A 20146-nucleotide genomic window follows, 5' to 3' on the forward strand; every position below is an offset into this window, starting at 1 on the left:
CCGGGAACAAGCCGGCCGAGACGTGCAACCGTGGAGCCGGGCACCGCCGTCTGTACGGGCACGACAACACAACCGACCGGAGACCAACCGCGTGGATCACCGCGACGAGCAGGAGTTCGCGGAGTACTTCGCCGCGAAGCGGGACTCCGTGCGCCGCACCGCGTACATGCTCTGCGGCGACTGGCATCGGGCGGACGACCTGGCCCAGACCACGTTCGTGTCGTTGCACCGGCGCTGGCGCAAGATCCGCGACCGCAGGGCCGTCGACGCCTACGTGCGCACGACGCTGGTGCGGGCGGCCATCGACGAGTCGCGCCGGCCGTGGCGGCGGGAACGGCAGTCCGACCAGCTCCCCGAACCCGAGGAGCTCTCCGCCCCGCTCGCCGATCGCGTGGCCACGAGGGAGGACCTGCTCGCCGGCCTGCGCCGGGTACCGCCCCGGCAGCGCGCCGTGCTGGTCCTGCGGTACTTCGAAGGACTGGACGTGAGCGGAGTCGCGGAGGTGCTGGGCTGCAGCGTGGGCAACGTGAAGAGCCAGACCGCCCGCGGTCTGGCGAACCTGCGCGACGTGCTCGGAGAGGAGGTGGAGACGCATGGATGAGCGCGACCTGAAGGAGTTGTTCCGCGCCGCGCCCGGCGATCCGCCTCCCGCCGCGTTCGACGTCGGCGACGTCACCGCCGCCTCCCGCCGCGCCACCGCGAGGCGCCGGGCCCTTGTCGCCGGAGTGGCCGCGGCCGTGGTCGTGCTGGGGGGCGGTGCCGCGGGAGTCGGGGTGCTGCTCGGCGACGACGGCGGGGGCGACTCGGTCACTGCCGCGCGGAAGGACGAATCGACGAGCGCTGGGCAACCCCGCGGCTCCGAGGGGCGTCTCCCCAACGCACAGAACTTCCCGGAGGCCGAACCGAAGCAGGGCGGCTCGGTGGACGGGGAGAGCACCCACGGGTGCGACAAGGTCGACCGGGAGCTCGCCACCGCCCTCGCTGGCGAGCTCCCGGTCGCCGCCGCCGACGCCTCACCCGGCGAGGTCTGCCCGGCGCACGCGCGCTCGGTCGCGTTCCGGATGGACGGCGCCATCGTGACGGCCGTGCTCGCGCCCCCCCGGCACCGCGCTCGAGCTGCCCCGACAGCCCGAGGGTTCCCGCATCGTCGAGCGCCGGACCGCCAGCGGCGGCACCCTCGTTCTCGTCAGGACGCCCGTCACCGGTTCGGTCACGATGGCGCACCCGGCGGATCTGGACCGGATCGCCTCGGTGCTTGCCGGCCGCTTCTGAGTGGCAAACTTGCCGGGCATGACGTCCGCGAGCACGCCGAAGGGCGAACGGCGGCGCGCCGCCCTCGTCAAAGCCGCTGCCGAGCTGCTCGTCGAGGGCGGGTTCGACGCGATCCGGCATCGTGCCGTGGCCGACCGCGCCGGGCTGCCCTTGGCCTCCACGACGTACTACTTCGACTCGCTCGACGACCTCATCGAGGCCGCGATGGAGTACTACGGCCGCTCGGAGCTGGCCCGTGGCCGCGAGCAGCTCGCCCGGCTCAGCACGCAGCAGCGTGGGGTGGACACCCTCGTCGAGCTGGTGCTCGACCAGCTGCTGGGTGCCGACCCCGGCTACGACGCGGTGCTGCTGCGGTACGAGCGGCTCGTCGGGACCGGGCGAAGGCCGTCGCTGCGTCCACTGATGCGCCGGCTCGCCGCCGAGCTGCGGGAGTTGCTCACCGAGATCTTCGCCAAGTCCGGGTTCGACATCGATGCGGGCCGCCTGGAGCAACTCATCGCCGTGGTGGACGGCGCGGTGGTCAACGCCCTGATCGAGGTGGATCCGGATCCCCGGGCCGTGGCCGCCCGGATGCTGCGGGAGGCGCTCACCCAGTCCTCCTCGGGCCCTGCGGCGCGGCTGTGACCTGGCTCGCCGGTTAGCCTGGCTCTCGTGACCGACAAGCCCAGCATCCCGAATGTGCTCGCAGGCCGGTACGCCTCGCCCGAGCTCGTCGCACTGTGGTCGCCGGAGCACAAGGTCAAGCTGGAGCGTGAGCTGTGGCTGGCCGTGCTCAAGGCGCAGAACGAACTCGGCGTCGAGGTGCCCGACGGCGTGATCGCCGACTACGAGCGGGTGCTGGACGAGGTGGACCTCGGCTCCATCGCCGCGCGGGAGCGAGTCACCCGGCACGACGTCAAGGCCCGGATCGAGGAGTTCAACGCCCTGGCCGGCCACGAGCACGTGCACAAGGGCATGACCTCGCGTGATCTCACCGAGAACGTCGAGCAGCTGCAGGTGCGCCGCTCGCTCGAGCTGCTCCGCACGCGCGTGGTGGCCGTGCTGGCACGGCTGGCGACGCTGGCCACCGAGCACGCCGGCCTGGTCATGGCGGGCCGGTCGCACAACGTCGCCGCGCAGGCCACGACACTCGGCAAGCGGTTCGCGACCGCCGCCGACGAGCTGCTGGTCGCCTTCGAGCGGCTGGACGAGCTCGTCGCGCGCTACCCGCTGCGCGGCATCAAAGGCCCGGTCGGCACCGCACAGGACATGCTCGACCTGCTGGGTGGACAGGACCGCCTGACCGAGCTGGAGTCGCGCGTGGCGGGTCATCTCGGCTTCGAGCGCGTGCTCACCAGCGTCGGCCAGGTCTACCCGCGGTCACTGGACTTCGACGTGCTCTCCACGCTGGTGCAGGTCGCCGCGGCGCCGTCGAGTCTGGCCAAGACCATTCGCCTGATGGCGGGCCACGAGCTGGTCACCGAGGGCTTCCAGCCCGGTCAGGTGGGGTCGTCGGCGATGCCGCACAAGATGAACACCCGCTCGTGCGAACGCGTCAACGGGTTGGCCGTGGTGCTGCGCGGGCATCTCTCGATGGTGGGCGAGCTCGCGGGCGACCAGTGGAACGAGGGCGACGTGTCCGATTCCGTCGTCCGCCGGGTGGCGCTGCCGGACGCGTTCTTCGCACTCGACGGCCTGCTCGAGACGTTCCTGACGGTCCTGCGCGAGTTCGGCGCGTTCCCGGCCGTCGTCGACCGGGAGCTGCGCCGCTACCTGCCGTTCCTGGCGACCACGAAGGTGCTCATGGCCTCCGTGCGCGCCGGGGTGGGCCGGGAGACCGCGCACGAGGCCATCAAGGAGAACGCTGTCGCCGTCGCGCTCGCGATGCGGGAGGGGCAGGCCGAGAACGACCTGCTGGACCGGCTCGCCGCCGACGAGCGACTGCCGCTGGACCGGCAGGCCCTGGACGGCCTGCTCGCCGACCGGCTCTCGTTCACCGGCACGGCGGCGGCCCAGGTGGAGGCCGTGGCCGCCCGCGTGGAGGAGGTCGTGAAACGGTTCCCCGAGGCCGCGGGCTACGAGCCGGCGCCGATCCTGTGATGTGGGAACCGGTGGACCGCGTCGTGGGCGTCTGTCACGATCGACGACGTGGGCAGTCGAGGTGTAGCGCTCGTTCAGCGCAGGCACGTCGATCTGCTGAGAGTCAACTCCGCGCTGTGCTGTCGCCGCTGACACCAGTCCCTGTCCCAGCCATGGGCGTGCTCGACGCGCCTGGCAACCCTTTCTTCTGAGGTCGGCATGCAAGCGCTCCTGCTGTTCGGATTGGCCGGATTCCTGGCTCAGCTGGTGTCCGGCACCCTCGGCATGGGCTATGGCATGACGTCGACGACCGTGCTCATCGCGGCGGGCACGGCTCCGGCGATCGCCTCGGCGTCGGCGCACTTCGCGCAGGTCGGAACGTCGCTCGCCTCGGGTGTGTCGCACTGGAAGTTCCGCAACATCGACTGGCGCACGGTCGGCATCCTGGCCGTGCCGGGTGCCATCGGTGCGGTGGTCGGCGCGTTCGTGCTGGTGTCGCTGTCGATGGAGGCGGCGAGCGCGTGGATCAGCGCGTTCCTGTTCGCGCTCGGGCTCTATGTGCTGATCCGGTTCGCGTTCCTCAAGCTCGGCAAGCTCATCACCGACAAGCGCCCCGGCGCGAAGTTCCTGGCACCGCTCGGGTTCGTCGCGGGCTTCATGGACGCCAGTGGTGGAGGTGGCTGGGGGCCGGTGGCCACCACGACGTTGTTGTCCAGCGGCAGGCTCGAGCCCCGGAAGGTGGTCGGGTCGGTGGGCGCGGCCGAGTTCGTGGTGACCGTGGCCGCGAGCGTGGCGTTCCTGATCGCGCTGGCGCACGAGGGCATGAACTGGCTGGTCGTGGCGGGGCTGCTGGTCGGCGGCGTGATCGCGGCGCCGATCGGTGCGTGGCTGGCGCACCGGATGCCGCCGAGGGTGCTCGGCACCGCCGCCGGCGGCATGATCATCCTGACCAACGCCTGGATGCTGCTCGGCAACCTCGGGGTCCCGACGGTGGCGATCAACGTCGTCTACGTCGGGCTCGTCGTGTTCATCCTCGCCGCACTGGTGACCTCCATCCGCTCCATGCGGGAGGAGAAGCGGATCAACGCGCTCGCCGGCGAGGACGGGGTCCGCGAGGCCGCGCGCGCCGAGCGTTCGTGAGCCAGGCTTCACTCGCGCCTTACCTCGATGCCCGCGCGAGGTAAACCGCCTCCCGCCTAATGGGGGTGTGGACGCATCACTGCTGGTCTCGTTGTCCGGGGTCGAACCCCGGACGCTGGACCGCTGCGCCGACCTGGCCGCCGAGCTCGACGCCCGAGGCGTGCCGTTGTCCATGCTGTTCACCCCCAGCGCCGGGGACGGCTCCCGCCGCGTCACCGAGTGGATGCGGGACCGCGTGTGTCGCGGTGACGCCGTCCTCCTGCACGGCTACGACCGCCGCGTCCGCGCGGAGTTCGCGTCGTTGCGGGCTCACGAGGCACGGCTCCGGCTCATCGCCGCCACGGCCGCGCTGGAACGCGAGGGACTGCACACCGACGCCTTCGCGCCGCCCCGCTGGCGCATCTCACGCGAGGGCCGGGATGCGCTGCGCCAGCACGGTTTCACGGTGTGCGCGGAGGAGTCGGCGGTGCGGGACCTGCGTCGCGACGTCGCCGTCCGCTCCCGGGTCCACGGCTTCACCGGGTGTCGCCAGGCCACGGAGACCGTCCGCTGTTTCGCGCTGGTGCTGAGCGCGGCGCGTGCCGCGCGCAGGGGCGGCTTGGTGCGGCTCGGAGTGGCCGCCTCCGACCTCGGCCGGCCGGGGCGCAGGCAGGCGTTCCTGGACGCCGTCGACGTGGCGCTCGAGCACGGCGCCTGCGGCCGCACCTACCTCACAGCTTCGCCTGCTCGCCTCGCGGCAGCACCCTGACCTCGGTGCCGTCCGGGGCGAGGTTGGTGAACAGGCCGTAGTGCATGGCGGGGTTGGCGAGCACGGCCTCGTGGATCGGCACGGCCAGCCGCGGTGCCACCGCCCGCAGGTAGTCGACGGCCTCGCCCGCCTTCAGCCACGGCGCGGCGGTGGGCAGCCCGAGCACGTCGATCTCCTGGTCGGGCACGAAGAACGAGTCGCCGGGGTGGTAGAAGGCGCCGTGGTCGATGACGAAGCCGACGTTCGGGACCACCGGGATGTCGGTGTGGATCGTGGCGTGCTGCCCGCCTACGACGTGCACCGCGCTGCCCCCGACCTCGAACGCGTCTCCGGGCTGCACGGTGCGCGAGTCGAGCCCCGCCTTCTCCACGGTCTCGCGCGAACCCGGGTCGGTGACGAGCTGCGCGCCGGGATTGGCGGCCAGCAGCGCGGGCAGTTTCTCGGTGTCGATGTGGTCGAAGTGCTGGTGCGTGATGAACACCGCGTCGAGGTCACGCAGCGACTCGAACCCGGCCGAGAAGGCGCCGGGGTCGATCAGGATGCGGGCGCGCTCCGTCTCGATCAGCACGCAGGCGTGTCCGTAGTGGGCGATGTGCATGGTTCGGAGCCTCCTAGTTGGCACATTGCCAGTAAGCTGTGAGCCGTCGTACTCTGTGGCCATGACCACTGTGCACGCTCCGGCGACGTTCGACTCACTGAACCCGGCGACGGACGCGGTCGTCGGCACGTACGCCGTGCACTCGGCGGAGCAGGTGGAGGCGGCGGTCGCGCGGGCGAAGGAGGCAGCCGACTGGTGGGCCTCGCTCGGCTTCGCCGGGCGTGCCGAGCGGCTGGGCCGGTGGCGGGCGGCCATCGCGCGCCGGATGTCCGAGCTGTGCGCCGTGGTCGGCGAGGAGACCGGCAAGCCCGCCGGAGACGCCCAGCTCGAGGTCGTCCTCGCCATCGAGCACCTCGCCTGGGCGGCCAAGAACGCCCGCAAAGTACTCGGCCCGCGGCGCCGGATGCCGGGCCTGCTGTTGTCGAACCAGGCGGCCAGCGTCGAGTACCACCCGCTCGGCGTGATCGGCGTCATCGGGCCCTGGAACTACCCGGTCTACACGCCACTGGGCTCGGTCAGCTACGCGCTCGCCGCCGGTAACGCGGTGGTGTTCAAGCCCAGCGAGTACACCCCGGGTGTCGGGAAGTGGCTGGTCGACACCTTCGCCGAGGCCGTGCCGGAGCGGCCCGTGCTGCAACTCGTCACCGGGCTGGGCGAGACTGGCGCCGCGCTGACCCGCGCGGGTGTCGACAAGATCGCTTTCACCGGCTCGGCCGCCACCGGCAAGAAGGTGATGGCCGCCGCCGCCGAGACGCTCACGCCCGTGGTCATCGAGGCCGGCGGCAAGGACCCGCTCCTGGTCGACGAGGACGCCGACCTCGACGCCGCCGCCGACGCCACCGTCTGGGGCGCGTTCTCCAACGCCGGCCAGACCTGTGCCGGTGTCGAGCGGGTGTACGTCCACCAGCGGGTCTACGACGAGTTCGTCGCCAAGGTGGTCGACAAGGCACGCCGGGTCGAGCCGGGCCGGGACTACGGCCCCATGACCATGCCGGCGCAGCTCGACGTCGTGCGCAGGCACATCGAGGACGCCCTCGCCCGGGGTGGCAAGGCGCTCCTGGGCGGCAAGGACGCCGTCGGCGCCCGGTTCGTCGAGCCGACCGTGCTCGTCGACGTGCCGGAGGACTCCGCGGCCGTGCGCGAGGAGACCTTCGGTCCGACGGTCACCATCGCCAAGGTCGCCGACATGGACGAGGCCGTCGCGAAGGCCAACGACTCCACCTACGGCCTCGGCTCGACGGTGTTCTCCAAGCAGCGCGGCATGGAGCTGGCGCGGCGGCTCCGGACGGGGCAGACGGCCATCAACGCGCCATTGTCGTTCGCGGGGATCGCGTCGCTGCCCTTCGGCGGTCTCGGCGATTCCGGTTTCGGGCGCATCCACGGCCCGGAGGGCCTGCGCGAGTTCGCCCGGCCCAAGGCCATCGCCCGCCAGCGGTTCCCGGCGCCGATCGCCCTGACGACCTTCGCACGCTCCAAGACCACCGAGGCGTTGGTCGGCAAGCTCATCGCGAAACTGCACGGCCGCGGCTGACCCGCACGCCGAGCCGGCACCTTGCGCGGCTGGTCGTGTGCTGGGAAACACGGTGTCCAGTGTCGCGGTGAGGGGGCACGTTGAACCAGCCGTTTACCGGCGGTTATCCACAGCCGCTGTACGGAGCCATGCCCGGTAGCTACCCGCCGGCAGGTCAGTTCGCCCCGCCCGGCGTCCCGATGCGCAGGCCCAGCACGGCGCCGGCCTACCTCTGCGCTGCCCTGTTCCTGCCCGCGGTCGTGCTCACCTACGTCGCGGCGATCGTCTCGACCGACGGCAGCGTCGAGAGCACGTTCGACATGCACATGCTCTCCGCCCTGGTCGCCGTGACGTTCAGCGACGACGTCACCGGCAACATCGACTTCGCGGTCTCGATGAGCTACACCTACCTCTCGGTGGTGCTGCTGTTCGTGGTGCTGCTGTGCATCCGGCTCGGCTTCGCCCGGTGGGTCGGCGCCGCGCTGGGCTTCGTGGCGGTCGTCTACTACTTCTGCGCGATGATCTACTTCCTGTCCAACGATGCGACAGAAATGATCGTGATGCCGCTCGTGCTGGTGGTGTTGTGGCTGATCCCGGCCGTCGTCGCGGTCCTGCCGCCGACGGGCAGGGCGATGCGCGGGTACCGGCCGCGTCCGCTCATGGGCATGCCGATGGGCCCCTCCGGTTACGGCTACTCGTCACGTAGCACGACAGCGGTTGCTCACCGTCACCGCTTTCCGCCGAACCGGCGAATCAGGCAGCAATGGGCAACTTCCGGGAATACGTGCGCGTCCTACTGGCGTAGGAACCGGTATCGACCGGACGGGGCCGAGGGGTGTCGGGGGCCTCTCGGCCCCTGAGCTACGCTGAATGGGCATCGACCTGCGGAAATCTGCCGAATTCTAGGAGCAGCCAGTCGTGGCCCGAGTAGTCGTCGACGTCATGCCCAAACCCGAGATCCTCGACCCCCAAGGTCAGGCTGTCGCCGGCGCCCTGCCCCGGCTCGGCTTCCACGGTGTCACCGAGGTGCGTCAGGGCAAGCACTTCGAGCTGGAAGTCGACGATTCGGTCGACGACGAGACCCTCGCCAAGATCGCCGAGGGCTTCCTGGCCAACCCGGTGATCGAGGACTGGACGATTCGGAGGATCGACGCGTGAGTCCACGCATCGGAGTCATCACCTTCCCCGGCACGCTCGACGACGTCGACGCGGCCCGGGCCGTCACCTACGCCGACGCCGAAGCGGTGTCGCTCTGGCACGCCGATGCCGATCTCAAGGGCGTCGACGCGGTCGTCGTGCCGGGCGGCTTCTCCTACGGCGACTACCTGCGCTGCGGCGCCATTGCCCGGTTCGCGCCCGTCATGACCTCGGTCGTCGAGGCGGCCCGCGGCGGCATGCCGGTGCTCGGTATCTGCAACGGCTTCCAGATCCTCTGCGAGGCCGGGCTGCTGCCGGGCGCGCTGGTGCGCAACGCCGGCCTGCACTTCGTGTGCCGTGACCAGTGGCTGCGGGTCGAGAACAACACCACCGCGTGGAGCACGCGTTACGAGCAGGGTGCCGAGGTGCTCATCCCGCTGAAGTCGGGTGAGGGCGGTTACATGGCCGACGAGGCCACCATCGAACGGCTGGAGGGCGACGGCCGCGTCGTGTTCCGCTACGTCGGCGGCAACCCGAACGGTTCCCGCAACGACATCGCCGGCATCTGCAGCGAGAACGGCCGGGTCGTGGGCCTCATGCCGCACCCCGAGCACGCCATCGACGCGCTCACCGGCCCGTCCGACGACGGCCTGGGTGTGTTCTTCTCCGCGATCGACGCGCTCAAGCCGCTCGCGGCGAGCGCCTGAGCCGTCCCCCAGTAGGCCCATAAGTAGTCTGGAAAATCGTGGCAGCACCTCACGTCGGCACCCCGGTCATCGACACCACCGCCCGCGCTGCGGAGACGCCCGATCTCCCGCAGCCGTATCTCGAACTCGGCCTCGCCGACGACGAGTACGCCCGCATCCGCGAGATCCTCGGCCGCAGGCCCACCGAGGCCGAACTGGCCATGTACTCGGTGATGTGGAGCGAGCACTGCTCGTACAAGTCGTCGAAGAAGCACCTGTCGTACTTCGGCAAGACCACCACCCCCGAGATGCGCGAGAAGATGCTCGCCGGGATCGGGGAGAACGCGGGGGTCGTCGACATCGGTGACGGCTGGGCCGTGACGTTCAAGGTCGAGAGCCACAACCATCCGTCCTACGTGGAGCCCTACCAGGGCGCCGCGACGGGCGTCGGCGGCATCGTGCGTGACATCCTCGCGATGGGTGCCCGGCCGCTGGCGGTGGCCGACCCGCTGCGTTTCGGCCCCGCCGACGCCCCCGACACCAAGCGTGTGCTGCCCGGAGTGGTGGCCGGTATCGCCGGCTACGGCAACTGCCTCGGCCTGCCCAACATCGGCGGCGAGGTGGTGTTCGACGAGAGCTACGCGGGCAATCCGCTCGTCAACGCCATGTGCGTCGGCGCCATGCGTGCCGAGGACCTGCACCTGGCGCACGCGTCGGGCGCGGGCAACAAGATCATTCTGTTCGGCGCGCGGACCGGGCTCGACGGCATCGGCGGCGTCTCCGTGCTGGCCAGCGACACCTTCTCCGGCGACGAGACGTCGGGCGGGCGCAAGAAGCTGCCGAGCGTGCAGGTGGGCGACCCGTTCACCGAGAAGGTGCTCATCGAGTGCTGCCTGGAGCTGTTCGCCAAGAAGCTCGTGGTCGGCATCCAGGACCTCGGCGGCGCTGGGCTGTCGTGTGCGACGTCCGAGCTCGCGGCCGCCGGTGACGGCGGCATGTACATCGACCTCGACCGGGTTCCGTTGCGGGCCAAGGGGATGACGCCTGCCGAGATTCTCTCCAGCGAGTCGCAGGAGCGGATGTGCGCGGTCGTCGCGCCGTCCGATGTGGACGCCTTCATGGAGGTGTGCCGCAAGTGGGACGTCATCGCGACGGAGATCGGTGAGGTCACCGACGGCGACCACCTGGTCATCACCTGGCGGGGCGAGACGGTGGTCGACGTGCCGCCGCGCACCGTCGCCCACCAGGGACCGGTGTACGACCGGCCGTACGCCCGGCCCGCCAAGCAGGACGACGTCCAGGCGAACACCCCCGACTCCCTGCCTCGTCCGTCCACTCCGGACGAATTGCGCGACACCCTGCTGCGCCTGGTCTCCTCGCCGAACCTGGCGTCGAAGGAATGGGTCACGCAGCAGTACGACCGGTACGTGCGCGGCAACACCGTGCTCGCCCAGCCCGCCGACTCCGGCATGATCCGCATCGACGAGTCGACCGGACGCGGCGTCGCCGTCTCGACCGACTGCAACAGCCGGTTCGTCTACCTCGACCCCTACGCCGGGACGCAGCTGGCGCTCGCCGAGGCGTACCGCAACGTCGCCGCGGGCGGGGCCCAGCCGCTCGCGGTCACCAACTGCCTCAACTTCGGCTCGCCGCGCGACCCCGGTGTCATGTGGCAGTTCGAGCGTGCCGTGCACGGGCTCGCCGACGGCTGCGCCGAGCTCGGCATCCCGGTGACCGGCGGCAACGTCAGCTTCTACAACCAGACCGGCGACACCGCGATCCTGCCGACGCCCGTCGTGGGCGTGCTGGGTGTCATCGACGACGTGCGGCGGCGTATCCCGACCGGGATCGGCGCCGAGGCCGGCGAGAGCCTGCTGCTGCTCGGCGAGACACACGACGAATTCGGCGGTTCGGCCTGGGCGCACGTCATCCACGGTCACCTTGGCGGGCTCCCGCCGAAGGTCGACCTCGCCAGGGAGCGGCTGCTCGCCGAGATCCTGGTGGCCGGGTCGCGCGACGGCATGATCTCGGCCGCGCACGACCTCTCCGACGGCGGGTTCGCGCAGGCGATCGTCGAGATGGCCCTCATCGGCCAGTGCGGCGCGCGCGTCATCCTCGACCCGGACGCCGACCCGTTCGTGCAGCTGTTCTCCGAGTCCGCGGGCCGCGTGCTGGTGGCCGTGCCGCGCACCGAGGAGCTGCGGTTCACCGAGATGTGCAGTGCGCGTGGCCTGCCGTGGCGCAAGACGGGCGTCGTCGACCCCGAGTCGGGGGCGCTGGAGATCCAGGACGTCGCGACGTTTGGTCTCGACGAGCTCCGCGAGGCGTGGGAAGGCACCCTGCCGGCTCTGTTCGGCTGACGCCGTCCGGCCCCGGCGGGGTGACTCATGCCGTCGGGGCGCTGCCTCCTGGCGTACCTAGTCGTCCATCAGGCTGCGCTGGAGCAGCATGGTGTCGAGCCGGCGGCCGTGCTTGCAGCCCACGCGCCGCAGTCTGCCCGCCTCGGTGAAGCCCCGCTTGCGGTGTAGGGCAGCCGACGCAGGGTCACCGCTGTCGGCGATGACCGCGATCATCTCGCGAATGCCCGCCGCCGTCGCGCGGTCGAGCAGCGCGTCGAGCAGCACCCCGCTGAGGCCGCGTCCGCGGGCCCACTGCGCGAGGTAGATCGAGTCCTCCACGGTGTGGCGGTAGGCCGGCCGCGTCTTCCACGGGGAGCAGTAGGCGTAGCCGGCGACCCGGCCTTCGTCCTCGGCGACCAGGAACGGCAGCCCCGCGCCGGTGACGGCCGCGTACCGCTCGCGCCACTCGTCGACGCCCGGAGGCTCCAGTTCGAAGGTGGCGACGCTCTCGGTGACGTAGTACGCGTAGATGTCCGCGATCTGCCTGAGATCGCGCGGCTCTGCCGGACGCACCGATTCCTCTAAAGTAGAACTGGCCACTATCATAGTGTAGGTGGACCTCGCTGCACTGGGCGAACGGATTCAGGGAATCCGGCGGGACCGCGGTATGACGCTGCAGGAACTCGCCGACGCGTCGTCGGTCAGCGTCAGCATGCTCTCGGCCGTGGAGCGTGGTGACAAGGCACCCACGGTGGTGGTGCTCGACCGGATCGCGCGCGGGCTCGGCGTGCGGCTGCCCGTCCTCGTGACCGAACCCGACGCCGACCGCGTGATCGTGCGCAGGGCCGCCGAGCAGGACGTCGTGGACGAGCCGGGCGGGTGGCGGCGCACCATCCTCACTCCCGTGGTGCCCGGGGTGAACTTCGAATGGATCCGCACGACCCTGCCGCCAGGGTGCAGGCCAGGCCGGTATCCCGCCTACGCGGCCGGCTCGCACGAATACATCTACGTCGAGTCCGGCAGCGTCGAGCTGACCGTCGACCACGAGCGCACTCTCGTGCTCGGCGCAGGCGACTCGGTGTACCTGGCCGCCGACGTCACGCTCGAGTACGCCAACACCTCCACCGAACCGTGCACCTACTACGTCGCGGCGCTCATCATGCGTCCGCGCTACCCCGGCGCACGCATCCCGGTCTGAGCCACCTACGAGAACGGCCGGGCAGCGGGACCAGCCCACTGCCCGGCCGCGTGGCCGCGAACGGCTACAGGAAGATGATGCTCACGCACCACCCGGCGCCGTCGAAGTTCTCGACGTTCACCGAGGCGTCCTGCAGCTGCCTGCCGCCGACGGTGCCTGTCATCGGCGCCTCGATGTAGTACGTACCGTCGCCGAGCGGCCCGGCCTGGACCTGCGCCTTGCCGTCGATGAGCTCGTCGACGTCCGTCTCGGCGAAGTCGGCCTCGGCCGCGCAGACCACCGACATCGCGGCGTTCTTGTCCCCGGCGTTGATGGCCTGGATGAACTGGTCCACCGCCTGCTGCGGCTGCGTGATACCCGTGCCCGAGCCGCTGCCTTCCTGGGACTCGGCCTCCGAGCTGGACTCCGACTCGGACGTCTCGGTGGCGTCGGCGTCGTCGGTGGCCGAGCTGTCGCCGCCGGTGTCGTCGAGACCACCCATGCTGCCGAGGCTCAGGCTCTGCCAGCACCAGCTCTCGCCGTTCTTGGCGAACATGCTCTCGGCCTGGATCTCCGAGCCCTGCACCTTCACCGACGCCGACGCGGTCGCCTTGGAGTCGGAGATCTGGCGGACCTCACCGGTCAGCTTGGCGTCCGAGACCTGCCCCACCATGCCGATGACCTCCTGGAGGTCCTGCTCGGCATTCGGGCACGTGAGCTTGCGCAGCCCGGCGGCGTCCTTGGCGTTGATGCCGTCGATGACCTGCTGGGCGACCGTCTTCGGGTCGCTCGCCGCGTTCTCGTCGTCGCCGACCAGGAAGCCCGGCGCCCAGAACGCGGTTACGGCGAGCGCACCCAGGGCCACGACGACGGCCACGGCGATGCCGACCCACAGCCCGGTCTTCTTCTTCGGTGGCTGTGGTCCGAACCCACCGCCCTGCGGATAGCCGTACTGCTGGTAGCCCGCCTGCTGTGCGTACGCGCCCTGCGGGTAGCCACCCTGCTGCGGATAGCCGCCCGGCTGCTGGGGATACGCGCTCTGCTGCGGGTAACCGCCCTGCCCGTAGGGATCGGGCTGTTGGCCGTACGGCTGCCCGGGCTGTGGTGGATACGTCATCGCCAAACCCTCCGTGTGCTGCGCCCCAGTGGTGCGCTCCAGCCGGTCGGACGTCGTACCGTCAGGCGCGGTTCCCCCATCGGTGTGCCGACCGCAGCGCATTGTGCCTGGTGATCGTTCCTCACGCGCGGCGAGGCCCGGTGTCCGGGGTCGCCGGAGCACCGGGCCTGGGGTCGTCCGATCAGCCTGTCAGCCGTTGGCCAGGGCCTGGAGCCGGTCGTAGGCACCGTTGAACGAGTTCTGGTCGAGTGGACTGGACGTGTACTGCCAGAACGTGTGATACCCCCAGCCGTTGGGCAGCGTGCCGACCGAGTCCGCGTACCTGGCCACCCAGAGCGGCACCGTGCTGCCGAAGCTCTGTGCCGTGCCGACGCACTGGTTCCACCAGCTGGTGGACGTGTAGATCACCGGGTAACGTCCGGTGCGGCTGTAGTAGGTGTCGTGGAAGTCGCGAATCCACGCCGCCATCGCCGACTGGCTCTTGCCGTAACAGGTCGAGCCGTACGGGTTGTACTCCATGTCGAGCGCGCCCGGCAGCGTCTTGCCGTCTCCGGACCAGCCGCCGCCGTTGTCGACGAAGAAGTTGGCCTGCGCGGCGCCGGAGGACACGTTCGGGAGCGCGAAGTGGTAGGCGCCGCGAATCATGCCGACGTTGTAGGAACCGTTGTACTGCTGGGCGAAATACGGGTTCTCATAGCTGGTGCCCTCGGTCGCCTTCACATAGGCGAACCGTTTGCCCTGCCCCCACCAGTGGTTCCAGTCGACGTTGCCCTGGTGACTGGCGACGTCGATTCCCGCGACGGTGGCCTTGGCCTGCAGGCCGTCGGAATTCAGTCCCTGCGGCCGCAGGGCCGCCGCCTTGCTCTCCGGCGTCGAGTGGTCGCCCTCGACCCTCGCGATCTGGGAACCCATGGCGTGGTCGTGCACCACGGGCTGGCCCCCGGTGCCTCCGCTCTCCGCCGGGGCGGCGCCGGCCGGGGACAGCGCGCCGAGCAGGAGCGCGCCGGCCGAGCCGACGACGACGGCGGTGGCCAACCGCCGCCACATTCTTCGTGCAGTGGACATGCGACGTATCCCTTCACGACTTCAATTGCCCTCGCTGCGGGGGGCTCACAGCAGGTAGCCGCCCGGGCGTCGATTGTTATCGCTGTACACTGCGGTTGTCACTAGGTGGCGTGAAATATCCGCTACGAGTGAGTGATTTACAACGAAAGCATTGGTCCGTAAGGCACAAGCCAACTCTGGGTAGGTCTATCCAGTGGTCAGAGCGGACAGTCGCGAGCGGTTGCCGTTGAACGAATTCTGGTCGCCCGGAAAGGTCCCCGAATCGGCGTACTGCCAGATCGTGTGCGCCGGCCATCCCGCGGGCAGTTCCCCGATCCGCTCGGCGTAGCGGGCAAGCCACAGTGGATTGGTCCGGCCGAAGGCGGAGCTGTTTCCGGTGCACTTCTCCCACCAGCTGGTGGACGTGTAGATCACCGGCGCCCGCCCGGTCCGTTCCTGGTAGGTCCGCGAGAAGTCGGCGATCCAGTCGACCATGTCCGAAGCGGACTTGCCGTAGCAGGCGTCGCCGTACGGGTTGTACTCGACGTCGAGCGCCCCGGGCAGCGTCCTGCCGTCCGCGGTCCAGCCGCCCCCGTTGTCCACGAAGAACGTCGCCTGGGCGGCGCCGCTGGAGACGTCGGGCCGCGCGAAATGGTAGGCACCACGGATCAGGCCGGCGCCGTGCGAGCCGGTGTACTGCTGGGCGAAGCTGTCGCTGACGAACCCGGTGCCCTCGGTGGCCTTGATGTAGACGAACTCGGCGCCTGCCCGGGCACTCGCCTGCCAGTCGACGTCGCCCTGCCAGCCGCTGACGTCGTGACCGGGCACGGTGTTCGCGGCGTAGGTATGCGCGGGCGGGCTGCCGTGGACGCCCTCGTGCTTGGCGATCTGCGATCCGGCGTACCGCGACTCGGCGCCCCGGTAGTCGACGGGACCCTGCGAGGCCGTCGCGACCCCGCCGTGCACGAGCGAGCTCGCCGCCACCACCATCGCACCCAGTCCGGCCAACGCGCCCCGACGCTTCACGTGCCAACCGCCCTTCGCCGACGTCCGCTTCCATCCGTCACCATGCAACGACGGAGCGTGTTCCGCGAGCGGATGTCACCCGGTCGAGTCGTCGGGCGAGTTGCGCTCCTACTGCTCCTGGGCGAGCGCGTACTGGAGGTGCTCCGCGGGTACGACGGCCGTCACGATGTCGTGCGGGTTCACGACGAGCGGGTGGCCGCCGAGCAGCTCGACGATGTCCCGGCCGAGCACAGCGCGGGCATGCGGCCACTCCGCGGGCACCAGCGACTTCTGCGTGTACGCGGGCACCATCACGCGGCCGTCGGTGTTGTGGAAGCCGATCACGGTGCGCTGGACCGGCGAGATGGCGTAGACGAACAGCGTCGAGTCGAGGATCACCGGTGGCAGATCCTCCGCGGGCCGGTGCTTGGTCTGCACCAGCTGCAGCAGGCGCTCGAGGTCGTTGGCCGGCTCCGGGTAGCCGAGCGCCTTCGGGGACGGGCGGTAGCGGTCGTTCGGGTGGAAGTCCTCGACCACCTCGCCCGCGGCGTTCACCGGGTAGGCGCCCACGACCGCCCAGGACGGGACCCGGCCGTTGGGGTCGAACGCCTCGTCGATGACGTACAGCCAGCTGTTGGGGTTGGCCCTGGCGTTGGCCCGCATTTCCCTGGTGATCTTCGGCTTCCGGTGCACCGAGTGCTCGTTGGGTACCAGCCGGTCCGCGTCATCCCGCTGCGCCATGTAGCTCCCCACGTTCGCTGCCGTGCTGCCTCTCTTCGTGTGGCCTCACCTTACTGTGGAGGCATGCCCGCATCGCGTTCGGTCGACCCCGCAGAGTTACGAGAAGCCGTCGGGAACGTAGCGGCGTGGTTGACCGGGAGCGGCGCCGAGCCGACCCGCCCGCAGCTGGCCAAGGCCGTCCGGCTGAGCCTGCGGACGCTGGCCACGGTCGCGCCGGGCCGCAGTGTCGAGGTGCGCGTGCCGCCGTTCGCCGCCGTGCAGTGTGTCGAGGGCCCCCGGCACACGCGCGGAACCCCACCGAACGTCGTCGAGACCGACCCGCGCACCTGGCTGGAACTCGCCACCGGGCGGCTGAGCTGGGCCGACGCCGTGGAGGGCGGGCGCGTGACCGCCTCCGGCATCCGCGCCGACCTCTCGCACTGGCTGCCGATCGTCCGGGCGTAGGCGGGTGTCGGGAAGTCTTCGACCTGGTTTTGAGCGGCGGTGCACGCCGACGGCGCACCGCAAGCCGCAAGCGGCTCCGCCGCTGATGAAACAGCGCGGGACGAGCGCGGCTACGGCTTGCGGCCGACGGCGCCCGCGATGCAGTGCTGGGCGTCGCTGAGCGGCGTGAGCCGGGGGCCGTCTTGCCACCAGTCGACACAGCGCACCAGGCCCGGCTCCACCAGTTCCAGGCCGTCGAACAGCTGCTCGATCTCGGCCATCGTGCGGAACGTCCCGGAGCCCATCGGGCTGTGCCGGAACTTGTGCTCCATCTTCCTGGCGATCTCGGTGTACTCGTTCTCCGGGTCGAGGAAGTGGGTCAGCGCGACGTAGGAGCCCGAGGGCAACGCGTCGATGTAGCGCTTCATGATCCGTGCCGGCTCGTCGGCGTCGCCCTCGTAGTGGTGCATCGTGCCGATCTGGAGCAGTGCGACGGGCTCGGTCAGGTCGATTTTCGCCCGGACGACCTCGTTGTCCAGCACGTCCTCGGGCTCGAAGATGTCGGCCGAGATCAGGTGCGTGTGCTCGTTCTCCTCCAGCAGCGCGCGGCCGTGCGCGATCACCACGGGGTCGTTGTCGATGTAGACGACGCGCGCCTCGGGGTTGATGCGCTGGACGACCTGGTGCGTGTTCTCGGCCGTCGGCAGCCCGGAGCCGCAGTCGAGGAACTGCGTGATGCCGGTCTGCTGGGCGATGAACCGCACGCAGCGGATCAGGAAGTCACGGTTCTCGATGGCCATGTGCGCGGCGTAGGGGGCCTCGGCCAGCACACTGTCGCGGACGGCCCGGTCGATCTCGTAGTTGTCCTTGCCGCCGAGGAAGGCGTCGTAGACACGGGCGATGCTCGCGCGGGTCGGGTCCACTCCCACGGGCACGCGCTCGGACTGCGGGATGGGGCCGGAAGACATAGGAAAACCTCGCTGCGCCAGGACATCGGGACGGCACACAGGGTAGCCGCGTGGTCCGGTGGGAGTAAACGGCGCTGCCTTGACTGCTCGCGACCTGGCTGTACTTTGGGTGACCGGGCGATTTCCTGCGGTACGATGGCTGTTCTTGGCAGTTCGGCAGCGAGAGGGATGGATCCAGGACATGGCTCCCGTTGAGGCGTCAGCAGGGGAACACGGCAGCGGTCCCACCGCCCGCCGCATGATCCTCGGCTCGCAGCTTCGCCGTCTCCGGGAGGCCGCCGGAATCACCCGCGCCGAGGCCGGCTACCACATCCGCGCCTCCGAGTCGAAGATCTCGAGGCTCGAGCTCGGCCGCGTCGGCTTCAAGGTGCGCGACGTCGAGGACCTGCTGACGCTTTACGGCGTCGGGGATCCCGAGGAGCGGGCGAGCCTGATCGAGCTGGTCCACCAGTCGGCGCAACCGGGCTGGTGGCAGAAGTTCAACGACTACATGCCCAAGTGGTTCGACGACTACGTCGGACTCGAGGAAGTCGCCGTCCGCATCCAGACCTACGAGCTGCAGTTCTTCCCCGGGTTGCTGCAGACGGAGAGGTACGCGCGGGCGATCATGACGCACGGCCTGCCCGAGCACGCGTCGGAAGTCGCGGAGGCGAGGGTCCGCCTGCGGATGCGGCGGCAGCGGCTGCTCTTCCGGCCGAACGCGCCGCGCCTGTGGGCCGTGATCGACGAGTCGGTGCTGCACCGGCCGATCGGTGGCCGCGAGGTGCACCGCGAGCAGCTCGACCACGTGCTCGAGCTCATCCAGATGCCGCACATCGTCGTGCAGGTGGTGCCCTACGAGCGCAGCGGTTACGCCGCGGAGGGCGCGTTCACCCTGCTGCGGTTCGCCGAGCCGGAGCTGCCGAACATCGGCTACGTCGAGCACATCGCGGGCGGTGTCTACCTGGACCGGCCGGACGGCATCGAGCTCATCGGCCGTTCGCTCGACCGCCTCGCCGTCGACGCCGAGACGCCGGACCGCTCGCGGCAGATGATCCTCAAGGCCCGCGCCGAAACCTGACCGATGCCGCGGTAGCCGCTCGCCCCGGCAGCCGTGTCCGCCGCCCACGTCGCCGTGTCTGCCGTCTGCGTCGCCGTGTCTGCTGTTCGCGTCACCGTGTGGGCGGACGTGGCCGGACCTCGATAGCCGCGCCGGCCCCGCCTGCCCGCGTGCCGGCGGCCCCGGAGTCGCCGGCCGACACCCGCCGTTGCCACTCGTCGACGCGGGCGGACCGTTCGCCGATCGGACTGAACCGCTCACCGACAACGACCCGGCATCCCGCAACCCCGCAGCCTCCATCAACGAGCTGACCTGCGGTTTCGCCGCGGACAGTGATTGGATGTCCGAATACCGACCTTCTTCGGTAACCGTCGAGTGAAGATCACCACCATGCGGATGCACGTGCATTCACACCTGCACTGGCACGTGTTACGGTGCCTGCACACGTGAATGCACGTGCAGATGCATCCTCCAATGGTGTAAGTCGGGAAGGTGAGGATCATGGCGGAACGGATCCGGAACGGGATCTCGTCGGAGCTGCTGACGGACGCGGCCTGGCGCAAGAGCAAGTACAGCGGGGCCATGGGCAACTGTGTCGAGGTGGCGCCGCTGCGCAGCGGCGAGATCGCGATGCGGAATTCGCGTGATCCCAAGGGTCCGGCGCTGATCTACACGCGCGCCGAGATCGAAGCCTTCCTCGCGGGTGTCAAGGACGGCGAGTTCGATGACATGCTCGCCTGAGACCACGATCGAGACCACGCTCGGCCGGCTCATCGAACGCGGTTACCGCTTCGTGCACCCGAGGGACGCCAACGGCGAGCTCGTCGCCGTCGTGGGCGTCCGCGTGCACGGCACCGTGGTGGACGTCGTCCGGCTCGACGCCGAGGACGACGTCACCGCCATGCGGATGCCGTCCGAGGAGCCGGACATCCTCCAGCCCAAGAACGTGCTCTGGCGGCGTGACGGCGACCTCGAAACCGTCATCGCCGACCTGCTCGCCCTCGGCGACGAGGACTTCACCGAGCCCGCCGAGCCGACCCAGTGGGCCGCCCGCCCCGGTCTGAGCCGGGGTTGCTGGGTTCCCAGCGGATCGGGCCGGGCCAAGTGGCTGCAGGCCACCGCATGACGAGCAACGCTGGTTGAG

Annotated in this window: 23 protein-coding genes; 16 read left to right on the plus strand and 7 right to left on the minus strand. The window is 70.2% G+C overall.

The features are described 5' to 3' along the window. Nucleotides 1-91 precede the first annotated feature (91 nt). From ACFSZT_RS04975 to ACFSZT_RS05000, 6 genes are all read left to right on the plus strand, one after another. Nucleotides 92-601: a SigE family RNA polymerase sigma factor gene (locus ACFSZT_RS04975; protein ID WP_377396181.1), complete on the plus strand. Its 510-nt coding sequence runs from the start codon at nt 92-94 to the stop codon at nt 599-601. A 689-nt stretch (nt 602-1290) separates the two neighbouring features. After that, nucleotides 1291-1896 carry a TetR/AcrR family transcriptional regulator gene (locus tag ACFSZT_RS04980; protein WP_377396187.1) on the plus strand — a complete coding sequence of 202 codons (606 nt, stop codon included), beginning with the start codon at nt 1291-1293 and terminating at the stop codon, nt 1894-1896. Between the two features lie 27 nt (nt 1897-1923). Next, on the plus strand, nt 1924-3351 hold the full coding sequence (gene purB, locus ACFSZT_RS04985; protein WP_377396190.1) for an adenylosuccinate lyase: 1428 nt from the start codon (nt 1924-1926) through the stop codon (nt 3349-3351). A gap of 48 nt (nt 3352-3399) precedes the next feature. Further along, nucleotides 3400-3483, plus strand: coding sequence for a putative leader peptide (locus ACFSZT_RS04990; RefSeq protein WP_377396357.1), 84 nt, complete (start codon nt 3400-3402; stop codon nt 3481-3483). A gap of 66 nt (nt 3484-3549) precedes the next feature. After that, a complete protein-coding gene (locus tag ACFSZT_RS04995) occupies nt 3550-4470 on the plus strand; it encodes a sulfite exporter TauE/SafE family protein (RefSeq protein WP_377396193.1) in 921 nt (306 codons plus the stop codon). Nucleotides 4471-4537: 67 nt separating this feature from the next. Next, nucleotides 4538-5218: a DUF2334 domain-containing protein gene (locus tag ACFSZT_RS05000; protein WP_377396196.1), complete on the plus strand. Its 681-nt coding sequence runs from the start codon at nt 4538-4540 to the stop codon at nt 5216-5218. Here ACFSZT_RS05000 and ACFSZT_RS05005 read toward each other — a convergent pair. Beyond that, entirely contained in the window at nt 5181-5816 is a 636-nt protein-coding gene (locus ACFSZT_RS05005; RefSeq protein WP_377396199.1) for an MBL fold metallo-hydrolase, read from the minus strand. The genes ACFSZT_RS05000 and ACFSZT_RS05005 overlap by 38 nt on opposite strands. A gap of 61 nt (nt 5817-5877) precedes the next feature. On the opposite strand from ACFSZT_RS05005, the gene ACFSZT_RS05010 reads away from it, so the two are divergent. The 5 genes from ACFSZT_RS05010 to purL all read left to right on the plus strand — a co-directional run bounded on the left by ACFSZT_RS05010 (nt 5878) and on the right by purL (nt 11509). Next, complete coding sequence (locus tag ACFSZT_RS05010; RefSeq protein WP_377396202.1) at nt 5878-7347, plus strand: aldehyde dehydrogenase family protein; 1470 nt, start codon at nt 5878-5880, stop codon at nt 7345-7347. A 128-nt stretch (nt 7348-7475) separates the two neighbouring features. Continuing rightward, entirely contained in the window at nt 7476-8186 is a 711-nt protein-coding gene (locus tag ACFSZT_RS05015; RefSeq protein WP_377396205.1) for a hypothetical protein, read from the plus strand. A 58-nt stretch (nt 8187-8244) separates the two neighbouring features. Next, nucleotides 8245-8484 (plus strand): phosphoribosylformylglycinamidine synthase subunit PurS, encoded by a 240-nt coding sequence (gene purS, locus ACFSZT_RS05020; RefSeq protein ID WP_377396208.1) that lies wholly within the window; start codon nt 8245-8247, stop codon nt 8482-8484. Next, nucleotides 8481-9170: a phosphoribosylformylglycinamidine synthase subunit PurQ gene (purQ, locus tag ACFSZT_RS05025; RefSeq protein WP_377396211.1), complete on the plus strand. Its 690-nt coding sequence runs from the start codon at nt 8481-8483 to the stop codon at nt 9168-9170. The genes purS and purQ overlap by 4 nt, the downstream gene beginning before the upstream one ends. A 38-nt stretch (nt 9171-9208) precedes the next feature. Next, entirely contained in the window at nt 9209-11509 is a 2301-nt protein-coding gene (gene purL, locus ACFSZT_RS05030; RefSeq protein WP_377396214.1) for a phosphoribosylformylglycinamidine synthase subunit PurL, read from the plus strand. A gap of 57 nt (nt 11510-11566) precedes the next feature. Here purL and ACFSZT_RS05035 read toward each other — a convergent pair whose 3' ends face one another. Further along, the gene (locus ACFSZT_RS05035; RefSeq protein WP_377478170.1) at nt 11567-12088 is read right to left on the minus strand and encodes a GNAT family N-acetyltransferase; all 522 of its coding nucleotides are present in this window, start codon (nt 12086-12088) and stop codon (nt 11567-11569) included. Nucleotides 12089-12101: 13 nt separating this feature from the next. Here ACFSZT_RS05035 and ACFSZT_RS05040 point away from each other — a divergent pair, with 13 nt between their 5' ends. Continuing rightward, a complete protein-coding gene (locus ACFSZT_RS05040) occupies nt 12102-12686 on the plus strand; it encodes a helix-turn-helix domain-containing protein (protein WP_377396220.1) in 585 nt (194 codons plus the stop codon). A gap of 64 nt (nt 12687-12750) precedes the next feature. On the opposite strand, the gene ACFSZT_RS05045 is transcribed toward ACFSZT_RS05040, so the two are convergent. The 4 genes from ACFSZT_RS05045 to ACFSZT_RS05060 all read right to left on the minus strand — a co-directional run bounded on the left by ACFSZT_RS05045 (nt 12751) and on the right by ACFSZT_RS05060 (nt 16572). Beyond that, entirely contained in the window at nt 12751-13782 is a 1032-nt protein-coding gene (locus ACFSZT_RS05045; RefSeq protein WP_377396223.1) for a hypothetical protein, read from the minus strand. A 189-nt stretch (nt 13783-13971) separates the two neighbouring features. Continuing rightward, a complete protein-coding gene (locus ACFSZT_RS05050) occupies nt 13972-14847 on the minus strand; it encodes a lysozyme (protein WP_377396226.1) in 876 nt (291 codons plus the stop codon). Between the two features lie 186 nt (nt 14848-15033). Beyond that, nucleotides 15034-15852, minus strand: coding sequence for a lysozyme (locus ACFSZT_RS05055; RefSeq protein ID WP_377396229.1), 819 nt, complete (start codon nt 15850-15852; stop codon nt 15034-15036). Between the two features lie 108 nt (nt 15853-15960). Beyond that, nucleotides 15961-16572, minus strand: a complete 612-nt coding sequence (locus ACFSZT_RS05060; RefSeq protein WP_377396232.1) for a type VII secretion system-associated protein — start codon at nt 16570-16572, stop codon at nt 15961-15963. Between the two features lie 63 nt (nt 16573-16635). Here ACFSZT_RS05060 and ACFSZT_RS05065 point away from each other — a divergent pair, with 63 nt between their 5' ends. Beyond that, complete coding sequence (locus tag ACFSZT_RS05065; protein ID WP_377396235.1) at nt 16636-17016, plus strand: sterol carrier family protein; 381 nt, start codon at nt 16636-16638, stop codon at nt 17014-17016. A gap of 110 nt (nt 17017-17126) precedes the next feature. Here the strand turns inward: ACFSZT_RS05065 and ACFSZT_RS05070 are convergent, their stop codons facing one another. Next, nucleotides 17127-17924, minus strand: coding sequence for an SAM-dependent methyltransferase (locus tag ACFSZT_RS05070; RefSeq protein WP_377396360.1), 798 nt, complete (start codon nt 17922-17924; stop codon nt 17127-17129). Between the two features lie 220 nt (nt 17925-18144). Here ACFSZT_RS05070 and ACFSZT_RS05075 point away from each other — a divergent pair, with 220 nt between their 5' ends. From ACFSZT_RS05075 to ACFSZT_RS05085, 3 genes are all read left to right on the plus strand, one after another. Continuing rightward, entirely contained in the window at nt 18145-19023 is an 879-nt protein-coding gene (locus tag ACFSZT_RS05075) for a helix-turn-helix domain-containing protein (RefSeq protein ID WP_377396239.1), read from the plus strand. Between the two features lie 480 nt (nt 19024-19503). Then, entirely contained in the window at nt 19504-19743 is a 240-nt protein-coding gene (locus tag ACFSZT_RS05080) for a DUF397 domain-containing protein (RefSeq protein WP_377396242.1), read from the plus strand. Beyond that, nucleotides 19727-20128, plus strand: coding sequence for a hypothetical protein (locus ACFSZT_RS05085; protein WP_377396245.1), 402 nt, complete (start codon nt 19727-19729; stop codon nt 20126-20128). Before ACFSZT_RS05080 ends, ACFSZT_RS05085 begins: the two co-directional genes overlap by 17 nt. The last annotated feature ends 18 nt before the right edge of the window (nt 20129-20146 follow it).

Origin of the sequence: Prauserella oleivorans, from assembly GCF_042685745.1 — a bacterium.
Lineage (GTDB): Bacteria > Actinomycetota > Actinomycetes > Mycobacteriales > Pseudonocardiaceae > Prauserella_A > Prauserella_A oleivorans.

Coding starts and splice junctions, on each gene's coding strand:
- ACFSZT_RS05045 (WP_377396223.1), bottom strand. CDS start 13,782: ATGACGTATCCACCACAGCCCGGGCAGCCGTACGGCCAACAGCCCGAT.
- ACFSZT_RS05075 (WP_377396239.1), top strand. CDS start 18,145: ATGGCTCCCGTTGAGGCGTCAGCAGGGGAACACGGCAGCGGTCCCACC.
- ACFSZT_RS05005 (WP_377396199.1), bottom strand. CDS start 5,816: ATGCACATCGCCCACTACGGACACGCCTGCGTGCTGATCGAGACGGAG.
- ACFSZT_RS04980 (WP_377396187.1), top strand. CDS start 1,291: ATGACGTCCGCGAGCACGCCGAAGGGCGAACGGCGGCGCGCCGCCCTC.
- ACFSZT_RS05080 (WP_377396242.1), top strand. CDS start 19,504: ATGGCGGAACGGATCCGGAACGGGATCTCGTCGGAGCTGCTGACGGAC.
- ACFSZT_RS05010 (WP_377396202.1), top strand. CDS start 5,878: ATGACCACTGTGCACGCTCCGGCGACGTTCGACTCACTGAACCCGGCG.
- ACFSZT_RS05050 (WP_377396226.1), bottom strand. CDS start 14,847: ATGTCCACTGCACGAAGAATGTGGCGGCGGTTGGCCACCGCCGTCGTC.
- ACFSZT_RS05015 (WP_377396205.1), top strand. CDS start 7,476: ATGCCCGGTAGCTACCCGCCGGCAGGTCAGTTCGCCCCGCCCGGCGTC.
- ACFSZT_RS05085 (WP_377396245.1), top strand. CDS start 19,727: ATGACATGCTCGCCTGAGACCACGATCGAGACCACGCTCGGCCGGCTC.
- ACFSZT_RS05065 (WP_377396235.1), top strand. CDS start 16,636: ATGCCCGCATCGCGTTCGGTCGACCCCGCAGAGTTACGAGAAGCCGTC.
- ACFSZT_RS05060 (WP_377396232.1), bottom strand. CDS start 16,572: ATGGCGCAGCGGGATGACGCGGACCGGCTGGTACCCAACGAGCACTCG.
- ACFSZT_RS04995 (WP_377396193.1), top strand. CDS start 3,550: ATGCAAGCGCTCCTGCTGTTCGGATTGGCCGGATTCCTGGCTCAGCTG.